Annotated in this window: 11 protein-coding genes; 3 read left to right on the top strand and 8 right to left on the bottom strand. The window is 71.6% G+C overall.

The annotated features are described in order from the left end of the window. Positions 1-36: 36 nt before the first annotated feature. Positions 37-4,950 (top strand): DNA repair ATPase, encoded by a 4,914-nt coding sequence (locus ACWD11_RS17635; RefSeq protein WP_451283912.1) that lies wholly within the window; start codon positions 37-39, stop codon positions 4,948-4,950. 50 nt (positions 4,951-5,000) lie between these two features. Here the strand turns inward: ACWD11_RS17635 and ACWD11_RS17630 are convergent, their stop codons facing one another. Continuing rightward, the gene (locus tag ACWD11_RS17630; protein WP_451283910.1) at positions 5,001-5,576 is read right to left on the bottom strand and encodes a CGNR zinc finger domain-containing protein; all 576 of its coding nucleotides are present in this window, start codon (positions 5,574-5,576) and stop codon (positions 5,001-5,003) included. 87 nt (positions 5,577-5,663) lie between these two features. On the opposite strand from ACWD11_RS17630, the gene ACWD11_RS17625 reads away from it, so the two are divergent. Next, positions 5,664-6,545: an alpha/beta fold hydrolase gene (locus ACWD11_RS17625; RefSeq protein WP_451283908.1), complete on the top strand. Its 882-nt coding sequence runs from the start codon at positions 5,664-5,666 to the stop codon at positions 6,543-6,545. Positions 6,546-6,558: 13 nt separating this feature from the next. Here the strand turns inward: ACWD11_RS17625 and ACWD11_RS17620 are convergent, their stop codons facing one another. Together ACWD11_RS17620 and ACWD11_RS17615 are read right to left on the bottom strand one after the other, a co-directional pair. Next, the gene (locus ACWD11_RS17620; RefSeq protein WP_451283906.1) at positions 6,559-7,395 is read right to left on the bottom strand and encodes a DUF3592 domain-containing protein; all 837 of its coding nucleotides are present in this window, start codon (positions 7,393-7,395) and stop codon (positions 6,559-6,561) included. 103 nt (positions 7,396-7,498) lie between these two features. Beyond that, positions 7,499-7,738: a DUF5132 domain-containing protein gene (locus ACWD11_RS17615; protein ID WP_451283904.1), complete on the bottom strand. Its 240-nt coding sequence runs from the start codon at positions 7,736-7,738 to the stop codon at positions 7,499-7,501. A gap of 262 nt (positions 7,739-8,000) precedes the next feature. Here ACWD11_RS17615 and ACWD11_RS17610 point away from each other — a divergent pair, with 262 nt between their 5' ends. Further along, on the top strand, positions 8,001-8,213 hold the full coding sequence (locus ACWD11_RS17610; protein WP_389417367.1) for a hypothetical protein: 213 nt from the start codon (positions 8,001-8,003) through the stop codon (positions 8,211-8,213). Between the two features lie 27 nt (positions 8,214-8,240). On the opposite strand, the gene ACWD11_RS17605 is transcribed toward ACWD11_RS17610, so the two are convergent. From ACWD11_RS17605 to ACWD11_RS17585, 5 genes are all read right to left on the bottom strand, one after another. Continuing rightward, entirely contained in the window at positions 8,241-9,524 is a 1,284-nt protein-coding gene (locus ACWD11_RS17605) for an acyl-CoA dehydrogenase family protein (protein ID WP_389417366.1), read from the bottom strand. A gap of 119 nt (positions 9,525-9,643) precedes the next feature. After that, on the bottom strand, positions 9,644-9,868 hold the full coding sequence (locus tag ACWD11_RS17600; protein WP_389417365.1) for an MbtH family protein: 225 nt from the start codon (positions 9,866-9,868) through the stop codon (positions 9,644-9,646). Positions 9,869-10,172: 304 nt separating this feature from the next. Beyond that, the gene (locus ACWD11_RS17595; protein WP_451283901.1) at positions 10,173-12,422 is read right to left on the bottom strand and encodes an ATP-binding cassette domain-containing protein; all 2,250 of its coding nucleotides are present in this window, start codon (positions 12,420-12,422) and stop codon (positions 10,173-10,175) included. Positions 12,423-12,502: 80 nt separating this feature from the next. Continuing rightward, positions 12,503-19,873, bottom strand: coding sequence for an amino acid adenylation domain-containing protein (locus tag ACWD11_RS17590; RefSeq protein ID WP_451283899.1), 7,371 nt, complete (start codon positions 19,871-19,873; stop codon positions 12,503-12,505). Positions 19,874-20,189: 316 nt separating this feature from the next. After that, positions 20,190-20,969, bottom strand: a complete 780-nt coding sequence (locus ACWD11_RS17585) for an IclR family transcriptional regulator (RefSeq protein WP_451283897.1) — start codon at positions 20,967-20,969, stop codon at positions 20,190-20,192. Position 20,970 lies beyond the last annotated feature (1 nt).

Raw genomic sequence — 20,970 nt, 5'->3', positions numbered from 1 at the left:
GGGCCGCGTTCTCCCTGCGACCTCCTGGAAGGACCCATGACCACCGGCCTGGACACAAGCACGTACGAGGTGCTGCGCGACCGGCTCACCGCGCAGGCGGCCGAGCTGGCCCGCCGCGCCGAGGCACTGAACGCCCGCCGCATCGAGGAGTTCGGCTCGATCCGGTTCGAACTCGCCGGCACCGAGCGGCTGCGCACCGAGCACGCCTGTGTGCCCCGTGACATCGTCGCCGTCGGTGACGTACTGCTCTTCGGCCACAACGTCTTCCTCGGCCTGAAGCCGGAGACAACCGTCGGCGACGTCTTCGCGCTGCACGACCGCGACTTGAAGCGGCTGCCCGACGACGCGATCCCCGGGCTGCTCGACGACGCCGCGTTCCGGCGGGAGTTCACCGCCCTGTACCGCTACTACCGCCAGGCCCACCTGCTCCAGCTCCGCCGCGTCGACGGCATGCTGCTGGCCGTCTTCCAGACCGGTGAGAAGGCCGACGACATCCGCGTGCTGCGCTGGGCCCTGGCCGAGGACGGCCAGCCCCGCTTCCTCGACGCCCGCGGCGAACGCGACCACGTCTTCCCGCCCTCCCACGACTTCGATTGGCGGCGCACCACCCGCGAGGACCACATCCTCGGCCGGCACCCGCACGTCTGCGTCGAGGGTGAGATCTTCGTCGAGACGGTCGGCGGCACCCTCACCGTCAAGGTGGAGGACAACACCGAGACGGGCGAGGGTATTTACGCCGAGCCGGTCGACGAGCCGCTGCAGTCCCTCGCCGACGCCGACATCGCCTACGCCCGTGTCGGCGCCCTGATCCTGCTGCGGATCCGTCCGTACAAGGAGGACGCGCACCGCTTCCTGGTGTTCAACACCCTCACCAAGACCGTCGTCCGCCTCGACGGCATCGGACAGGCATGCCGTCGGCTGCCCGAGGACCAGGGGATCGTGTTTCCCGGTGGCTACTGTCTCGCCACCGGGACGTACAAGACGTTCGACGCCGTCGACACCATGGACCTGGAGTTCGAGCGTGCGGTCCGCTCCCCGAACGGCGAGGACGTGCTGTTCGCCTTCCACGCGCGGGGGGAGGGCCGCAGCCTCCTGCTGCCGTACAACATGATCCGCAAGGAGGTCAGCACTCCGCTGTCCTGCCACGGCTGGGCCCTCTTCGGCGACGGCTCGCTGGTGGTCCTGCGCGCCGACGGCGACGAGCCGCAGCGCGTGCACCCCGTGCAGCGGTGGAACTCCCCGTTCGTCTCCGACACCCACGCCGCCGCCCAGCCCGTAGGCACCGGTCGGCTCGCCCGGGTCGGCAACGCCGACCTCGTCCGCGGGATCTCCGACTGTCTGTCCCTCACCCGCGCCGTCACCGAGACGACCCCGACGACCGAGGTGTACGAGGCCCTGGTCGCGGCCTGCGCGCGGACGGCGGACTCCTACCACTGGCTGCCCGAGCCCGAACTCGGCGATCTGCACACACCGTTGGAGCAGGTGCGGGCCACGGCCGAGCAGGTACTGGGCGAGTTCGAGACCGTCCAGACCCTCACCCGGCAGGCCGCCGACGCCCTCACCGAGGCCGCCGAGCGCACCGCCACGGTCGTACGACGGCTGCGCGGCGAGACTCCCCGGGACGCCACCGCCTGGATCGCCGGGTTGACCGAACTCCGGCATGCCCAGGGCCACTTGCTGACCCTGAAGGACCTGCGGTACGCGGACGCCGCGCGTATCGACGAACTCGCCACCGGCGTCGAGGCCGATCTCGCCACCTTCGGGCAGCGGGCCGTCAGCCACCTCGCCCGTGACGACGCCTTCGCCGGGCACCAGGTCGCCGTCGAGCGGCTCGTCGCCGACGCCGAGGCCATCTCCACCGTCGCCGAGGCCGCGCCCGTCGCCGCTCGCCTCGACGAACTCGTCGGCGGGCTGCACACGGTCACCGAGGTCGTCACCGGGCTCGACATCGGTGACGCCACCGTCCGTACCTCCATCCTGGAGCGCATCGCCGAGGTCCTGGGCGGCGCCAACCGCGCTCGCGCCACGCTCGACGGCCGACGCCGCGCACTCCTCGATCGCGAGGGGCGAGCCGAGTTCACCGCAGAGTTCGCGCTGCTCGGCCAGGCCGTCACCGGTGCTCTGGCGGCCGCCGACAGCCCGGAGGCGTGCGACAACCAACTCGCGCGAATACTGGTGCAGTTGGAGAATCTGGAGTCCCGGTTCGCCGAGTTCGACGACTTCCTGGACGAACTCGCGGACAAACGCGACGAGGTCCACGAGGCGTTCTCCTCTCGCAAGCAGACCCTCGCCGACACCCGCGCCCGGCGCGCCGAACGACTCGCCGATTCGGCGGCCCGGGTCCTGCACACCGTGGCCCGGCGTGCGGCCACGCTCGGCGACGCGGACGCCGTCGCCACGTACTTCACCTCCGACCCGATGACCTCCAAGGTCCGCCGTGTCACGGACGAGCTTCGTGAACTCGGCGACCATGTGCGGGCGGAGGAGCTGGGGGGGCGGCTGAAGTCCGCCCGGCAAGAGGCACTTCGCTCCCTGCGCGACCGTAACGACCTGTACACCGACGACGGCCGCACGATCCGCCTCGGCAGCCACCGATTCGCGGTCAACTCCCAGCCCCTGGAACTCACGCTGGTTCCCCACGGCGACGGTCTCGCCTTCGCCCTGACCGGCACGGACTACCGTGCCCCCGTCACCGACCCCGACTTCGCCGCCACCCGCCCGTACTGGGACCGCCCACTGCCGTCCGAGTCACCCGAGGTCTACCGCGCCGAGCACCTCGCGGCCCGCCTCCTGGACGAGCACGGCCCGGCGGCCCTGTCCGACGCCGACCTGCCCGCCCTGGTCCGCCAGGCAGCGGAGGCGGCGCACGACGAGGGCTACCAGCGTGGGGTCCACGACCACGACACGGTCCTGATCCTCGCGGCCCTGCTGCGCCTGCACGAGGGCGCGGCCCTCCTGCGCCACGAGCCCGCCGCCCGGGCCACGGCTCAGCTGTTCTGGGCGCACGGCACGACCGCCGACGAGCGCGCGTCGTGGGCTCGCCGTGCGGTGTCCCTGGCGCGCGCCCGGGAGACGTTCGGCCTGGCCCCCGCCATCGCCGACCTCGAGAGGGAACTCGCCCACGCCATCGGCCTCCGGGCAGGAAAGGACCCGGCATCGGTCTCCGGGCCCACCGACGAGGCGCTCGCCGCCGCCTACCTCTTCGACGAGCTGACCAGCGGCCCCGACGGCTTCGTCCTCAGCACCCAGGCCCGCACTCTGCTGGACAAGTTCCGCCGCACCGTCGGGACTTCGGCCTACGACGACGACCTCGCCGCCCTCGGTGACCTGGCTGCCCGCACGCAGCTCGTCGAAGCGTGGCTGTCCTCGTACGCTTCCGCGACCGGCCTGGACATCGCCCCCGGCGACCTGGCCGAAGCGGTGGCCGCCGAGCTCTGCCCGGACCTGGCCCGCTACGAGTCCGACGCACCGCTCACGCAGACCGTGGAGGGACTGCTCGGCACCCACCCGCGCATCGACGGCCGTAGGCTCACCGTCCGCATCGACGAACTCCTCGCCCGCACCAGGGCGTTCCGCGCCCGCGAGGTCCCCGAGCACCGCGCCTACCAGCGCCGCCGCACCGCGCTGGTGGCCGCCGAGCGTGCCCGGATCCGGCTGGACGAGTTCCGGCCACGGGTGATGTCCGCGTTCGTGCGCAGCAGGCTCATCGACGAGGTCTACCTCCCGCTGGTCGGCGACAGCCTCGCCAAACAGCTCGGCACCACCGGCGAGTCCAAGCGCACCGACACCGGCGGCCTGCTCCTGCTCATCTCCCCGCCGGGCTACGGCAAGACGACGCTCATGGAGTACGTCGCCGACCGGCTCGGCCTGCTCCTGGTCAAGGTCAACGGCCCGGCGCTGGGCCACTCCGTCACCTCGCTCGATCCTGCCGAGGCCCCGAACGCCACCGCCCGCCGGGAGATCGAGAAGATCAACTTCGCGCTGGAGGCGGGCAACAACACCCTGCTCTACCTGGACGACATCCAGCACACCTCACCCGAGCTGCTGCAGACGTTCATCCCGCTGTGCGACGCCACCCGCCGCATCGAGGGTGTGCGGGACGGCGAACCGCGCACCTACGACCTGCGGGGCAAACGCTTCGCCGTCTGCATGGCCGGCAACCCCTACACCGAGTCCGGCAGCCGCTTCCGGGTGCCCGACATGCTCGCCAACCGTGCCGACGTGTGGAACCTGGGCGACGTCCTGACCGGCAAGGACGACGCTTTCGCCCTCAGCTTCGTCGAGAACACGCTCACGTCCAACCCCGTCCTGGCGCCGCTCGCCGGCCGGGACCGCGCCGATCTCAGCCTGCTGATCCGCCTCGCGCATGGCGACTCGACGGCCCGCGGTGACCGGCTCAACCACCCCTGCTCCCCCGCCGAACTGGAACGGATCGTGGCCGTGCTGCGCCATGTGATCACGGCTCGCCAGACGGTTCTGGCGGTGAACGCCGCGTACATCGCCTCGGCAGCCCAGTCCGACACCACGCGGACGGAACCGCCCTTCCGACTCCAGGGCTCCTACCGCAACATGAACAAGATCACCCAGCGCATCCAGCCGGTCATGAACGACGCCGAACTGGCCGCCCTGGTCCACGACCACTACTCGGCCGAGGCCCAGACCCTCACCACCGGCGCCGAGGCCAACCTCCTGAAACTGGCCGAGCTGCGCGGCACCCTCACCACCGAACAGGCGGCGCGCTGGGCCACGTTGAAAGCGACCTACGTGCGCGCGCACGCTCTCGGCGGCCCGGATGCCGACCCCCTCACCCATGCCGTCGCCGCCCTCGGACTCCTCGCGGACCGAGTCGCTGCCGTGGAGTCGGCGATCACCCGAGCCGCTGATCCGCGCCGCCTGATGGCCAACCCGACAGCTCGCCACGCGGTTCGCCCGGACGTGGAGGGCGGCTGAGAGCGCGGCGATCCCTCGGCGGGTGACGGAGTGCCACAGCATCGGCGGGCTCAATCGGCCTTGTGGCGCTGGTAATAGCGGGCGACGCGCGTGCGGTTGCCGCACCGGGCGGCCGAGCACCAGCGGCGGCGCGGATGCGCGGGCAGGAACAGCATCACGCAGTCCTCGGCCTCGCAGGGGCGGACCTTGCGGACGGCCGGATCGGCCAGCAGTACGGCAGCGTCCTCGGCGAGCAGGGCGGCGAGCCGCGTGCCGGGGGTGCCCGAACGGCGGGTGGCGAGGGTGACCGCGGTGCCGTCCCAGCCGACTCGCGGGACGGCGGGCGCGGCGGACAGCGCCTTGTTGAGGCCGTCCAGTGCGGCCGTGGGGGGCCGCTCGCCCTGACGCGCGGCGTTCACGGCGGCCGCGACGTGTTCGCGTACCTCGTGCACGGCGGCCAGATCCGCGTCGGAGAGAAGCGTCGTGTCCGACGCCGGTTCCGGGAGGCGGTTCGCCTGGAGAACGAGCCAGGACCGCAACTGCGTGACGTCGCCGAGCAGGTCGAGCGGGCCGTCGGCCGTGTGCGGTCTGGTGTTGACCAGGTCGAGGGCCAGGGGCTCTCCGGTGAGCGGTCTGAGATCAACCATGGGCCTAATGATACCTAGATCCGTTGACGCGTTAGATCTCCACCGGTACAACTAATGCGTAACCTCACTCAGGAGGCATGTGAAGTCATGGTTGCCGCCCTCGCACGCACCGTCCACCGCCACGTCGACGTCGACGGGGTGCGGGTCTTCTACCGCGAGTCGGTCCCCGTCCGGGCCGACGCCCCCGTCCTGCTCCTTCTGCACGGATTCCCGTCGGCCTCCCACCAGTTCCGACGCCTCATCGACGCTCTCGGCACGCACTACCGGCTGATCGCGCCGGACTACCCCGGCTTCGGGCACACCGAGACCCCCAGCGACTTCGTCTACACCTTCGATCACCTCGCGGACGTCGTCGAAGGCGTCGTGGAACGGCTGGGCCTGACCCGGTTCGTGATGTACGTCTTCGACTTCGGGGCCCCGGTCGGCTTCCGGCTGGCGACCCGGCACCCGGAGTGGATCGCCGGCTTCGTCGTGCAGAACGGCAACGCCTACCAGCAGGGCCTGTCATCCGGCGCCCGTGACTTCATCGCCCTCACCCCGGACACCCCCGGCAGCGAAGACGCCATCCGCGGCCTGCTGACCCTGCCCGGCACGCGCGGACAGTACGAGGGCGGCACCAGCGTTCCCGAACTCGTCGCCCCCGACGGCTGGACCCTCGACCAGCACTTCCTGGACCTGCCCGGGCGCAAGGAAGCCCAGATCGCCCTGGCCTTCGACTATCACACCAACGTCGAGCGCTATCCGCAGTGGCAGGCATGGCTGCGCGACCACACTCCGCCCGCCCTGATCACCTGGGGCCGCAACGACCCGTTCTTCCCAGAGGCCGGCGCGCACGCCTACCTGGCGGACCTTCCCGACGCCGAACTCCACATCTTCGACACCGGTCACTTCGCCCTCGAAGAGAAGCTGCCCGAGATCGCTCCGCTCATCGCCGACTTCCTCGACCGCACCAGCGCTGCGATGACGTAGTTTCCACCGCGGTTCAGCCGTGCAGGAGGCTGTCCAGCACGGCGATGACAAAGCCGGTCAGCGGCACGAAGGTTGCGAGCGAGCCGAGTACGGCGACGAAGAGACCCGCGCTCATATGGGCCGGGGCTCGGCCGCCTCGGACCCTGCTGGGGTTCTGCGGATCGTAGGTGACATCCACGGCCGGGCTCCGGCGCCGCATCAGTACGGTGACCGTCGACTCCTGAGTGACGGTGACACCCCCGGCGGTCGTAAATCGCAGGACGGGGTTCATGGCCTGCTGCTTCGGGGACGTGCGGTAATCGACGATCTCGCCGGGCACCGTCACGCCGCGGCGGCGCAGTATCCACGGGTCGCGCAGGAAGAATCTCCATGCCAGCACCAGCAGTCCGGCGCCGCCGGGCAGCAGGAACGCGGTGGCGGTCAGCCAGCCCACTTGGTCCGGCGCCTCCACGACCGCGAACAGGACAACGAGCAGCAGCAGATAGCCGCCCACCCCCACGGTCCACCTGGACGCGCGACTGCTCAGGGCCGGCGGCGTCCGGGGCGTGGGCTCGGTGCTCACCAGCGCCGCGCCGTCCAATACGGGCGGGTGGCCCGCCATGGCCCGACGCAGCGCCTCGGTGAACGCGCCGACGGCGTTACTGTTGCCGCTGCTCACCTGGAAGCCGTCTCCCGAGGTGTCGCCGCTGATCCTCAGCCGTACCGAGGTCGCGCCGTCACTCTCCACGGAACCGAGGGCCCGCAACGGTATCCGCCACGTCACGCGCCCCCGCACCACCCGAACCTCCCCGCTCTCCAGTCGCATGACGCCCCCGCGCCCCTTCAGCACCACACTCACGTCCCGCCCCATGTAGCGGATCCTAGGGCCTGATCGCAGGCGCTACGCGAAACCGAACCCGTTACCGCCGAGTGGAAGAAGGACGCGAAGGCGGCGGGAGCTTACCGGAGCACTTTCATACGTTCGGGGCCGTGGTGCTCGGTCGGGTCTTTTTTACGGTCTGGCGCGGCACCTCGGACCCCTCCTGAAGGTCTGCGGCGAATGCCTCGGCGGTGGCTTCCGCCGCGATGTCGCTCAGGTCTTCGTTGATTTCGTGGGCGACCCGCTTGGCGTCCATGGCCAGCTTTACGGAGGACTTTACGGTCCCCCGCACGACCGGCCGGATCATCTTCTTCAGGAGGGGGGCGGCGGCCACCCCGACCAAGAAGACAGGAAGTACAGGAAGCATAGTCAGTACAGCCCTTCTAGCAGCATACCGGAATTCTCCGGCAGCATCCTGGAAATACCAGCCTAGCTATTCGAGATGCCCACTCACCAGGGCTTCTCAGGACATTCACCCGTTCGTGTGCATACTAGGTTACGTTGATCTTTTCGGGGTCGATGTGACTTAGCGTGCGATAGGGGGCAAGCTGTGCTTATCCGCCCCCTAGGTGAGAATACTGAGCCGGGAGTGAATTGTGGAAAAGGCAGTAACCGACGAGGCCACTGCTGCGGCTGAGCCCACGTCAGGGGAAGTTCTCTATTCCGCTGAAGTGCGCCATGCAAACGGGAAATGCATCCTCACCATCAGCGATCATTTGCATGGCGCGGTGGAAATCTATGAAGTACCGCGGGCAGCCGTGAAGAAACTCCCCTTCTATCTCTCGATGCTCAGGAACAGGCTTTCCTGAAGGACAGCGAAAGGACGCCGAGAGGAGTCACGCCTGCCGCTGGGCCACCAGGGGCGCGGACGGCCGGGAGCCCGTGAGCAGGGAATGGGCGAGCACCCCGTAGAGGGTGTCATTGGGGCCGTCGGCGATCCGCAGGCCACGGATGTCGCGCAGGCGTTTCTCCATGGGCGTGCGGCGGGTGTAGCCCTCGCTGCCGTGCAGTTGCAGCCCGATGTCGACGGCTCGGTAGGCCGCGTCGGTGGCGAAGGCCTTGGCGGCGGAGCAGGCCGCCACGTCGATGTCTTCCCCGTCCCGGTCGAGCCGCTCCAGCAGGGAGAAGCACCAGGCGGTGGCCGCCTGCACCTCGGCCGCCGCGGTGCCGATCCGGCACACCACGGAGGGCACGCCGGCCAGGGACGTCCGGCCGACACTGCGTCGGCGGACCCTGGCCGTCGTCTCCTCGATCGCCGCGGTCGCCGCGCCGAGGCAGACCAGCGCCATCATCAGCCGCCAGCCGGAGAAGTGGGAGTCGAAGATGTGGCGGCCGTCGCCGGGCCTGCCGAGCAGCGCTTCCCTGCCGACTCTGACGTTGTCGAAGTGCAGATGCCCCAGGCTCCAGCCCCGTAGCCCGAGGGGCACGGTGGTCTCGGTCAGGATGCCCGCGGTCGCCATCGGCAACCAGAGGGCCGACAGCGGCACTTCGCGCAGCCAGGATCCGTCGGCATCCCGCCCGGCGGCCTGTTCGGGCGTGACCAGCTTGCAGAAGACGACAAAACCGGTGGCCTCTTCCACCCGGCTGACCAGGCCCTTGGTGCCCGAGAGCAGCAGGTGGTCGCCCTGATCGACCGCTACGGTGCGCAAGCCCCGCAGGTCCGACCCGGAGTGCGGTTCGCTCGACGCCACACCGGCCAGCTCGCCGCCGCCCACGATCCGGTCGTGGACCGTCCGGGCGATGGGAGGCAGGCCGTACCGCACGGCCATCGCGCCGTGCGCCGAGCTGAAGAGCTCGCGGGCGTCGCAGTCGCGCCGGCCGGCCAGGAACATGGCCAGACCTTGGGCCACGCGTTCCAGACGCGGGGGGACGAGAGCGGCCGCGTCCCGGTCCCCGGCGAGGCCGCACGGGTACGGCGGCCGGCCGTCGGTGCGCGGCAGGTCGAACCCGGTTAACCCGGCTTGGGCCGCGCGCTTGCGCAGATCGAGCCATGGCGGCCGGGCGGCATCCTCGGTGACGGGCTGAGGCAGGTGGGTGTCGAGGAAGTCGGTGACACGACAGGCGAATTCCTTCAGGCCGGGATGGCGGGCCAGAACGGCGCAGGATTCCGAGAGAAACACGGGCGGTGTCCTAACGGCTGGTGGGATGAGGGGAGTTCACGGGCCGGAGTCCGGGAGGGGCTCTGCGGTCGTGCACGGCGGGGACGCGGCCGGCGTGTGCCGGTGTGCTGTCCGGCGTCTCAGCCTCCGGCGTCCATGGCCTCGACGAGGCTGCGCGGCCGCATGTCGGTCCAGGTCCGGTCGATGTGGTCCAGGCACGCCTGCCGGGTGTCGGCGGGGTGGGTGACGGTCCAGCCGTCGGGGACGTCGGCGAAGGCGGGCCACAGCGAGTGCTGGCCCTCGTCGTTGACGAGCACCAGGAAGCGGCCCTCGTCGTCGTCGAACGGGTTGGTGGCATGCGCCATGTCGGTTCTCCGGGTTCTGGTGGCTCGCGGGTTACGACTCGTGCACTCATGGACACGGGCACGCATGCGGCGGGCCGGTGAGCGAGGTGGGCGAACGTGAGGAAGCGTCAGGTTCGGCCGTGCGGACAGGAGTGTCCGGCGCGGTACAGGGCTCGGCCCGCGCCCGCTCCTCGAACAAGGGCGGGCGCGGCGACGGCTTGACAAAAGGGATCGGATATACATCTTGCCAGGTCAACGGTGGTTCCAGGAGGCCCGGCAGGTGTTGCCACCCGAACGAATGACGAACAGCTGAACAGGTCATCCGTCAGGCGACGGTCGGGGTGCCGGCCTGGAGCTGCCACAGGGTGGTGTAGGTGCCTCCGCGGGTCACCAGCTCCTCGTGCGTGCCCTGTTCGGCCACGAGTCCCCCTGGTCCCATGACGTAGATCTGGTCGGCGCTCTGGACGGTGGACAGCCGGTGCGCGATGACGACCATCGTGCGGTCCGAGCCGAACACCTGCAGGGCCCGCTGGATGATGGCCTCCGTCTCGTTGTCGACGGCGGAGGTGGCCTCGTCGAGGATGATGACCGGGGGGTCGCGCAGGATCGTGCGGGCCAGTGCGATGCGCTGTTTCTGCCCCCCGGACAGCGCCGCGCCCCGCTCCCCGACCCGGGTGTCGTAGCCGTCGGGCAGGCTGTCGATGAAGGTGTCGGCGCCGGCGGTGCGGGCGGCGTGGAGGAGTTGCTCGTCGGTGGTGTCGAAGGCGCCGTAGCGGATGTTCTCGGCGATCGTCGCGTCGAACAGGAAGGGTTCCTGGGTGACGTAGCCGATCGCGCGGCGCAGGTCTGGCAGGGCGAGGGTGCGCACGTCGGCGCCGTCGAGCAGGACCCGGCCCCGGTCGGGGTGGTGGAACCGCATGAGGAGTTTGGCGACGGTGGTCTTCCCGGCGCCGCTGGTACCCACGATGCCCGTGGTCCGGCCGGGTGGGATGAGCAGGGACGTGTCGTTCAGGGCCGGGGCGCGGCCGGGGTAGGCGAAGGTCACGTTCCGTAGTTCGATCTCGCCCTTCACCTGCTGCCGGGGCAACGGGCGCCCCTGCGCGACGGGTTCGAGCGGCAGCCGGTGCAGGCGCTCCACACGGTCCAGGGCGGTGACGGTGCGCTGGTACTGGTCGGTGGTGCTGCCCAGCCGGGACAGCTTCAGCATGGCGATCCCCGGCATCTCGATGAGCGGGCCGAAGGCGGCGGTGGACAGGGTCCCGCGCAACACGGCCGTACCGCCCAGCAGGACCGTACCCACCAGGGCGGAACCACCGGCCAGGCGCAGGATCTGGGGTGGGATGGCGGAGCTGCGTCCGCTGGCGCGGTTGGCCTCGCTGCACTCGCGGTTGAACTCGGTGATCCGGGCGATCTCGTGCTCTTCGGTGACGGCGGACTTGATGGTGGTGTGGGCGTGGAGGTTCTCGGTGATGCGGCCGTTCAGCCGGGCCCGGCGTTCGTCGGAGGCGGCGTGGTGGGCGACGGCGCGTTCGTGGAAGCGGAAGGAGAGCCAGGCGACGACCGGAATGGGGACGAACGCGATCCAGGCGATCTGCGGGGCGAGCAGCAGGAAGGCCGGGACGACCAGTGCGAGGCTGGCGACCATCTGCACGACGTCGTTCATGTTGGAGGCGACGAAGGTGCTGATCTGGCTGATGTCCTCGGACAGGACGCTGTTGACCCGGCTGACGCGCTCCTTTTCCAGCTCGGAGGGCGCCACCCGCTGGACGTGCTCGTAGGTGCGGGTGCGCCAGTCGTCCTCGATGGTCTGCGCGAGCTGCCGCCAGGCGACGCTTGCGCCGTAGCCGAAGGCCGCCATGGCGAGACAGGCGGCGCCGGCGGCACCGACGAGGAGCCCCAACTGGCTGGTGACACCGGCCAGTCCGTAACCGGCCAGGGTCGAGCTGCCACCCTTGGCGACCAGGAGCACGATCGACGGGCTGAGGGCGAACAGTGCCATCTCCGCCAGCTGCGAGAGACCGGACAGCACCGCCGCCAGCGCGAACTTACGTTTGTGGGGGCCGATGATGCGGCGCAGGGGATGGCGGTGCGCCGCGGCTTCGTCGCCGGTGCGGTCGGATCTGCGCCAGGCTCTGCGGACGATCCCCACCGTGGCCGCGGTGGTCAGCCCGAGCATGAGCAGGGGTTTGCTGAGCACCTTCAGCAGGAGCGGTCCGCCGACGACGGCCGCCGCCACGGCGCCGCCGGCCGCGACGATCCGCGGCAGCCAACGTCCCTTGCCTGCTTTGTCCGTTCGGGGCGTCGGGTCCCGGCGAGGCGCCGCGGGCCGGGCCGCGCGGGGTCGTACCACCGTCGTGAGGAGGGCCGTCAAGGTGCGTGACACGGCCTGCCGCAGCAGTCCGGCGGCCTCGCGCGGGCTGACCGTACGGTCGTGCCGCAGCAGCACCCGGCCGGTGACCGGGCTGGCGTGCACTTCCTCGATGCCCGGCGTCTCGAGGAGCGTCGCCTCAGTCAGCCGCGCTGCCGCGGGCCTGCCCTTGAGGAGGTCGACCTCCCAGCGTTGGCGTCCGGGCACGATCGAACGGGGCCGCATCTTCGCTCGGGTGGGAGTCAGCCGTGTCATCGGCCGCTGGGCCGGGGGACTTTCCAGCAAGGTCATCGCTTGTCCACGAACTTCCAGTAGCGGGAGACCGCCGCCTCGTCGATCTCCGGGATCACCACGCCCAGTCGCCGCAGTCGGCGCACCGTGCGCTCGTTGGCGAACTCCAGGCCCGGCTGCCGCGCGTCCTGTGCCGTGTCGGCGTACTCCTCCAAGTACGCCTGGTAGGGCGCGATCGGCAGGTCCTGTCCGCGTTCGGTCGCGCGGCGCAGGCGGCGCAGCCAGTCGGTGAGCGGGAGTGGTTCGGTGCGCGTCCCGTGCAGCCGGTCGTAGCCGGCCATGAAGACGCCGGGGCCGGTCCGGCGCGGGTGGTGGAGGTGGTGCACGAGATCGGTCCCGTCGGTGTCGAGGAGCAGTCCTACGACGGCGGTGGCGAGGACGTCGACGGGGAGCAGGCTCTCCTCGAGGCCCGGGTCCACCGGATGGCAGCCCAGCGCCGCACAGCTGGTGAGCAGGCGGGAGAACATGTCGTCCGGGCTCATGGCGCCGGATGAGGAGTGGGCCCAGACGCGGCCGAGGCGATGGATGCCGCCGCTCGCTCCCCGTGCGAAGGCACGCTCCACCAATCGGTCGGCGACCCACTTGCTCGCCGCGTAGCCCCGGCCGTAGGGGTGGCGTGCACCGTCGATCGCCGAGTCCTCCGTGACCGGCCGGGGTGCCTCCGGGCCGGACCGGAACACCCCGAGCGTCGACAGATGGTGGAACGCCTTGGGCCGGCCTTCGCCCGCCAGGTGCAGCAGGGTTCGGGTGCCGTCCACGTTGGCCGGCTTCAACCGGGCGTAGGGCGACAGGTGATGGACGCGGGCACCGCTGTGGACGATGGTGTCGACCGTCTCCCGCAGCCGCGCCCAGTGCGCCGATCCCACGCCGAGGTCCACGGCGGTGAGGTCACCGCGCACGATGTGCAGGCGCGGATCGTCCACCGTCGCGGTGATGCCGTACGTCCGCAATGCCTCGGCCAGCCGTTCGCGTGCCTCGGCGTCGGTCTGTGCGCGGACCAGGCAGTGCACCTGGGCCGTTGTCCTGTCCAGGAGTTCGGCCAGGAGGAAGGCGCCGACGAAGCCGGTGGCTCCGGTGAGCAGGATCTCCCGTGGGTCACCGCCGCGCCGGGGGTCGGAGGCGAAGCGCAGGGCGGGGCTGAGTCTCGCCTCGGTGTCCGGGACGTACGAGGGTGTGGTCGTCTCGCCGGTCTGCAGGTGCCGGGCCAGTCCCGCCGGGGTCGGTGCCTCCAGGAGGGCCGACAGGCCGAAGGGCACGGCCAGGGCGTCGCCGATCCGGCTGGCCAGACGGGTGGCGAGCAGGGAGTGGCCGCCCAGGGCGAAGAAGTCGTCGTCGACGCCGACCGCGGGCAGGTCCAGCACCTCGGCGAACAGGTCGCACAGGGTGCGTTCCTCGGGGGTGCCGGGGGCCCGGCCGCCGCCGGCGCCCGCGGCGAAGTCCGGTGCGGGCAGGGCGCGGCGGTCGAGCTTTCCGTTCGGGGTCAGGGGCAGAGCGTCCAGGGTGGTGAACGCCGACGGCACCATGTGGGCGGGCACGCGCTCCCGGAGAAAGGTCCGCAGTTCGTCGGGGTCGATCCCGGCCCCGTCGGCGGGGACCGCGTAGGCGGCCAGGCGGGTGTCTCCCCGGTGGTCGGCGCGGGCGGTCACGACGGCGTGGGCGACGAGGGGGTGGGTGGCGAGGACGGCTTCGATGTCGCCGGGTTCGACGCGGTGGCCGCGGACCTTGACCTGCTCGTCCGCCCGGCCCGCGAACACGAGGAGGCCGTCACCGCGCCGCCGTACGAGGTCGCCGGTGCGGTACATCCGGCTCCCGGGCGGACCGTACGGATCGGCCACGAACCGGTGGGCCGTCGCACCCGGGCGGCGCAGATAGCCGCGTGCCAGTCCGGCGCCCGCAACGTACAGCTCGCCGGTCACCCCGGGCGGCACCGGCCGCAACGCGGTGTCCAGGACGTAGGCGCGGCCTCCCGGGACCGGTTGCCCGAGGACGGGACTCGGCGCCGCGTCGAGGCGCACCTGGAGCGCGTCCACGGTGCACTCGGTCGGCCCGTACATGTTGTGGGCCACCAGCCCGTCCACCGCCCGTAGTTCGCTCCACAGCCGCTCCGGCAGCTCCTCACCGCCGAGCACGGCCAGGCCCGGCCGCCACCGCTCGTCGGTGAACAACCCGCGGTCGTACAGGATGCGCTGGTACGAGGGGGTCGCGTCGATGGTGTCGATGCGATGCCGGACGGCCCAGGCCGCGAACCGGTCCGCGTCCGCCCAGGTGCCGCTGTCGGGAACGTGCAGTTCATGACCGGCCGTCAGGGCGGCGAGCTGGCCCCACGAGGCGTCGAACGACACGGAGGCGGTCAGCGCGACCCGCAGCGGCCGGCCCCCGAGGCGCTCGGCCGCCGGACCGAAGACCCGTTCCCGGTACTGCGCGGCGAGGTTGGCCACGCTCGCGTGGCGGGCGACGACCCCCTTCGGCGCCCCGGTCGACCCCGAGGTGTAGATCACGTAGGCGGGATGGTCGGGCGACAACCTTGTCACCGGGTCGCTGTCGGGCAGCCCCTGGAGCGCCTGCTCGGTCTCCGGGGTGTCCAGCAGAAGAGCGGGCATCTCCGGGCCGACGGCGGTGGCCCGGTGGGTGAGCAGCAGCACCGGCTTGGCGTCGTCGACCATGGCGGCGAGACGTGGCCGCGGGTACTCCGGGTCGAGCGGCAGATAGGCGGCCCCCGCCTTGAGCACGGCGAGCAGGGCCACGACGAGGTCGTGCGAACGCGGCAGGGCGACCGCGACCACGTCCTCGGGACCCACCCCGCGCGCGGCCAGGGCGTGGGCGAGCCGGTTCGCCCGGGCGTTCAGCTCCCCGTACGTCGACGTGACGCCGCCCGCCACCACGGCGACCGCGTCGGGCGCGGCACGCACGCACGCGTGGAAGAGCTCCGGGACCGTGCCCGTGGCCGCGGCGGGCCGGCCGGTGTCGGCCAGCAGGTGACGGCGTTCGTCGGCGGACAGGACGTCGAGGCTGCTGAGCGGCCGGTCGGGGTCTCGTACGACCTCCTCCAGCAGCCGTACCCAGCGCGCGGCCAGGTCCTCGACCGTGCCCTGGTCGAACAGGTCGGTCGCGTAGTCGAGGGTCGCGTGCAGACCGAGGCACGTGCCCTGCGCGGAGCGCTTCTCGTAGACGCCGATGTCCAGGTCGAACTTGGCGGTCTCGGTAGGTACCGCGATCGGGGAGACCTCCAGCCCAGGAAGCCGGAGCGCCGCGCCCTCGTCGGCGTCGAGGGAGAGCGCGACCTGGAACAGCGGGTGGCGGGCGGGCGACCGGGGCGGGGCGAGCGCCTCGACGACCTGCTCGAAGGGCGCGTCCTGGTGCGCGTAGGCGGCCAGTGCGCTCCGGCGGACGCGCTCCAGCAGCCGGGTGAACGCGGGGTCTCCGGCGGTGTCGGTGCGCAGCACCAGGGTGTTGACGAAGAAGCCCACCAGGTCGTCCAGGGCCTGGTCGTTGCGCCCGGCGATCACGCTGCCGACGGGCACGTCGGTGCCCGCGCCCAGCTTCGTGAGCAGCGCGGCCAGCCCGGCGTGCAGCACCAAGAACAGGCTCGCGCCGGACCGGCGGGCCAGCTCGGTCAGTGCCGTGTGCAGCTCCGGATCGATCGTCAGGCGGACCCGGGCACCGCTGTGGGACGCGACGGCCGGGCGGGGCCGGTCGTAGGGCAGGCCGAGCTCTTCGGGCAGGCCCGCCAAGGTCTGCCGCCAGTGGTCGAGTTGGCGGGCGAGCACTCCGTCGGGCTCGCTCAGGAGCCTGCGCTGCCACAGGGCATAGTCGGTGTACCGGGCGGGCAGCGGCGCCCAGTCGGGGCTGCGGCCCTGGCTGCGGGCGGTGTAGGCGGTGGCCAGGTCGCGGGCGAGGGGCGCCAGGGACCAGCCGTCGGCGGCGATGTGGTGGATCGCGATCACGAGGACGTGCTCGGCGGGGCCCAGCGCGAACAACTCGGCGCGCAGGGGCGGTTCGATCGCCACGTCGAAGGGGTAGCGGACGGCGTCGAGCAGCCGGGCGTGCAGCGCCTCCTCGTCGTCCACATCGGTCACCGGCAGCGCGGTACGCACGGCGTCGGCGTCGAGGATCCGCTGGAAGGGCTCGCCGTCGATGTCGCCGTAGACCGTGCGCAGGCTTTCGTGGCGGCCCACCACGTCACCGAGGGCCTGCTCCAGTGCGGCCCGGTCGAGAGGGCCGGACAGGCGTTGCACCAGGGGGATGTTGTAGGTGGCTCCGGGTCCTTCGACCTGGTGCAGGTACCACAGGCGCCGCTGCGCGAACGACAGCGGAGTGCGGTCGGATCGTTCCTGGACGGTCAAGGGCGGACGGGCCGTGTCCGCGAGGTCGAGCCTCGACGCCAGCAGGGCGGGCGTGGGTGCGTCGAACAGCGTGCTGAGGGTGAGATCCACGCCGAGGACGGCGCGGACGCGGGAGACCAGGCGGATCGCCAGCAGGGAATGCCCGCCGGTTTCGAAGAAGTGGGTGTCCGGGCCGACTTGGGAGCGGCCCAGGGCCTCGGCGAACAGTTCGCACAGCAGTTGTTCGCGCGGGCTGCGGGGCGCACGCGACGGCGGTGCCTCCAACTGGTCGTCGTCCGGGGCGGGCAGGGCGTCGCGGTCCAGTTTGTCGTTCGGCGTGCGGGGCAGCTCGTCCAGCCGTACGAACACCGAGGGCACCATGTGCTCGGGCAGGCTCTGCCGCAGGCGCTCCCGCAGCAGCCCGGTCCGGGTGGCGTCCTCGTCCCCTACGACGTAGGCGACGAGCCTGACATCACTGTGCCGCCGGCCGGACCGGGCCAGCACGGCGGCCTGCCGCACCCCGGGGCAGGCCGTCAGCGCGGCCTCGACCTCCCCCGGTTCGATGCGGAACCCGCGCACCTTGACCTGCTGATCGGCGCGGCCGATGTACTCCAGCTGACCGTCGGACCGCCACCGCACCACGTCGCCCGTCCGGTACATCCGGCTGCCCGGGGGTCCGTACGGGTCGGCCACGAAGCGGGAGGCCGTCAGCGCCGGCCGGTGCAGATAGCCGCGCGCCAGGGAGGGCCCGGCGATGTACAGCTCCCCCGCGGCACCCACCGGCACCGGATGCAGGGTGCCGCTGAGCACGTAGAGGCGGCTGCCGGAGGTCGGGTGGCCGATCGGCGGCGCCGCGGCCGAGGGCACCAGTGGCGTGCTCAGGGTCGCCATGACCGTGGCTTCGGTCGGCCCGTAGGCGTTCAGCATGCGCCGGCCCGGCGCCCAGCGCGCCACCAGCCCCGGCGGACACGCCTCACCGGCCGCCTGCACGGTCGGGACACGCACGTCCGTCTCGGGCAGCGCCGCCAGCACCGAGGGCGGTACGACCACATGCGTGAGGGAGGTGCCGTCGAGGAGGGCGGAGACGGGGTCGGCCGCGGGGGCGACCACCAGCGTGGCCCCGTTCAGCAGGGCGCCATACGTCTCCAGTACGGAGGCGTCGAAGCTGGGCGAGGCGAATTGCAGCACCCTGCTGCCGGAGGTCATCGCCGCGCCTTCTCCCTGGAATGTCGCCACTGAGGCGATACCGGTGTGCGTCACCACCACGCCCTTGGGTTTCCCGGTGGAACCGGAGGTGTAAATCACGTACGCCGGATGCCGTGGGTCCACGACCCGGCACACATCGGTCTCCGGCTGCCCCTGTGACAGTTCGGCCACCAGCGCCCGGTCCTCGATCACCAGGGCCGGGCGGGCGTCGGCCAGCATGTACTGCTTGCGCGCCGCCGGATACGCCGGATCGACCGGCATGAAGGCGGCCCCGGCCTTGAGCACGCCGAGGTGCGCCACGACCAGTTCGGCCGACCGGGGCAGCGCGAGGGCGACCACGTCCTCGGGCCCGATGCCCCTGGCGACGAGTGCGTGCGCGAACCTGTTGGCGCGCGCGTTCAGTTCCGCGTACGTCAGAGACGTCCCGTCGGCCACCAGGGCCGCCGCGTCCGGGGCGCGGCGCACCTGCTCCTCGAACAGGGTCGGGAACGGCACGGCCGGACTGCCCGCCGCGGTGGCGTCGCCCAGGTCGAGGAGGCGCTGCCGTTCGTCCTGCGTCAGGACGTCGAGCGAGCCGATCGGCCGGTCGGGGTCCAGGTCCGACATGTCCGCGAGGAGGCGCAGCAGACGCTGCTGGGTGTCGAGCAGGTCCGTCTGGCCGTGCGCTCCGGGCGCGGCGTGCAGTCGCATGTGCGGCCCTGATCCGTCCCGACGGTCCCAGACCATGATCAGCAGGTCGGCGCCGAGCGGGAACGAGAGGTTGTGCGCGACGCAACGCTGCCCGGCGAAGGTGACGTTGTAGTCGAAGCCGATGAGGTTGACGACCGGTGAGAACACGCTGCCGGGGCCGCGGGACAGGTGGAGGTCGCGGTGCAGGTCCTCGGTGCGGTAGCGCTGGTGCTCGACCGCTGCTCGCATCTGCCGGTCGACTTGGGCCAGCAGTTCCCGCAACGGCATGTCGGGCCGGACCGTGAGACGTACGGGGACGCTGTTGGCCAGCATGCCCGGTGTCTCGCGGGCGGCCTCGCCCACCCGGCCCGCGACGGTCAGCCCGAGCACGATGTCCCGGGCGCCGGTCAGCCGGTGCGTGTGGAGCGCGACAGCGGCGAACACGAAACGGAAGCGGGAGACGCCCGCGCGGGTGGCCGCCTCCTTGAGGGCCTGGGGCCGCTGGAGGGGCAGCAACTCCGTGCGCGGAACGGGCCCTTGAGCATCGGCGTCGGCAGCGGGCGGCGCGTGCGTGCGCGTCCATCCGGACAACTCGCCCGCCCAGTACTCCCGGTCCGCGGCGTGATCCGGGGACGCGTGGTAGTCCCGGTCGGCCTGAACCAGTGCGGACAGCGGGCCGAAGGGGCACGGGCCGGGCTCGGTGTCCTGGACCAGGGCGGTGTACACCTCGGCGACCCGGCGGGCCACCAGGGCGTAGCCGTAGGCGTCCACGGCGGCGTGGTGGTAGGTGTGGTACCACCAGAAACGGTCCGGTGCGAGCCGGAACAGCGCGTAGCTGAACAGGGGCCCGTTGGCCAGGTCCATGGGCCGGGCCATGTCCTCGGAGATCCAGGCTCGGGCGGCCGCCTCCGGCGCGGGCTCGTCGCTCACGTCGACGAAGGCGAGCGTCCAGGGCAGTTCGCGCTCCAGGATCTGGACGGGGCCGTCCGCGCCGGGCACCAGGCGCACCCGTAACGCGTCGGTCTCCTCGACGACTTGGCGCAGGGCCGTCTCGAACAGACCTGGGTCGACGGGTCCGTGGATGTCCAGGTACTCACCCAGGCGCAGGGCCGAGCCCAGGTGCGGGGAATGCTGCTCGGCGAGCCACACCTCGCGCTGCCCCGCCGTCACCGGAAGGATCTCGGCCGATGTGTCGGGTCTGTGTTCCTGAGTTTGCGAATGGTCACCGACGTACTGAGCGGGAAGCTGAGGACGGGACAACGACGTACCTCCTGTGGTGCCGGCGCCCCCTGATCACGGCCGGCCTTCGCCAGACCACCCATCGTGTCAGCTACCAGCACATTCTCCGCATCAGGAGCAACAGAGCCACCCGAAGGAATGACGCCGACGGTGTGTCGCGCGGCTCCGGCGGGCGGGAGTGGGCGCGGTGACCGGTGCGGCGGGGTGCCTTGCTGCTTGCTGCTGCGCACTTCGCAGGTGGGTTTTCTCATCCAGTGAGAGGCCGGCTCCGGGAAGACGTCGCGCTGCCGGCCAGTGCGCGGGAGATGCCCCGGGCGGCGGTGCGGACGACGGGGACGACCGTCTGCGCCCGGGCGTCCTGGGGCACGATGACCGACAGCGCCGCCACCACCGTGCCGTCCGCACCCCGCACGGGGGCAGCGACGCCGAGGGCGTCGGCGTGGACGAACCCGGGGCAGGAGGCGTAGCCCTGGCGGCGGACCTCGGCCAGCGTCGCCCGCAGTCCCGCGGAGGTGGCGGGGGTGGCCGGGGTGTAGGCCGTCAGCGGGCCGTCGCAGATCCGCTGCTGGAGGTCGGCCGGGCCGTGGGCCAGGAGGACCAGGCCGCTGGAGGAGGCGTGCAGAGGCAGACGACCGGCGATCCGGGTGTAGTTGACCACCGCGTAGGGGGCCGAGAGGCGTTCGAGGAACAGCACCTCGCCCCCTTCGAGCACGCCGAGCTGCACATGGTGGCCCACGACGTCGTGCACGCCCTCCATGAACGGCATGGCGTGGTCGCGCAGCGAAAGCGTCGGTGAGGCGCGGGTCACCAGTTCCCAGAGCCGGACACCGATCCGTACCTTGCGATCGGCGTCCCGGCTCAGGAAATCATGGGCGACGAGCTCGGCCACCAGCCGGGACGCCGTGGCCACGTGCAGTCCCGTCCGGCGTGCGATCTCGGAGACCGTCAGGGCCGGTTCGTCCTGGCTGAACGCCTCGAGGATGCGCGCCGCTCGGGAGAGCACCGACTCCTGGCGTGGTGTGTGCATG

The organism is Streptomyces sp. NPDC002776 (assembly GCF_053592195.1).
This window is presented reverse-complemented; position numbering and strand designations above follow the sequence as displayed.

Coding starts and splice junctions, on each gene's coding strand:
- ACWD11_RS17600 (WP_389417365.1), bottom strand. CDS start 9,868: ATGGCGCATGCCACCAACCCGTTCGACGACGACGAGGGCCGCTTCCTG.
- ACWD11_RS17630 (WP_451283910.1), bottom strand. CDS start 5,576: ATGGTTGATCTCAGACCGCTCACCGGAGAGCCCCTGGCCCTCGACCTG.
- ACWD11_RS17620 (WP_451283906.1), bottom strand. CDS start 7,395: ATGGGGCGGGACGTGAGTGTGGTGCTGAAGGGGCGCGGGGGCGTCATG.
- ACWD11_RS17635 (WP_451283912.1), top strand. CDS start 37: ATGACCACCGGCCTGGACACAAGCACGTACGAGGTGCTGCGCGACCGG.
- ACWD11_RS17585 (WP_451283897.1), bottom strand. CDS start 20,969: ATGCACACACCACGCCAGGAGTCGGTGCTCTCCCGAGCGGCGCGCATC.
- ACWD11_RS17625 (WP_451283908.1), top strand. CDS start 5,664: ATGGTTGCCGCCCTCGCACGCACCGTCCACCGCCACGTCGACGTCGAC.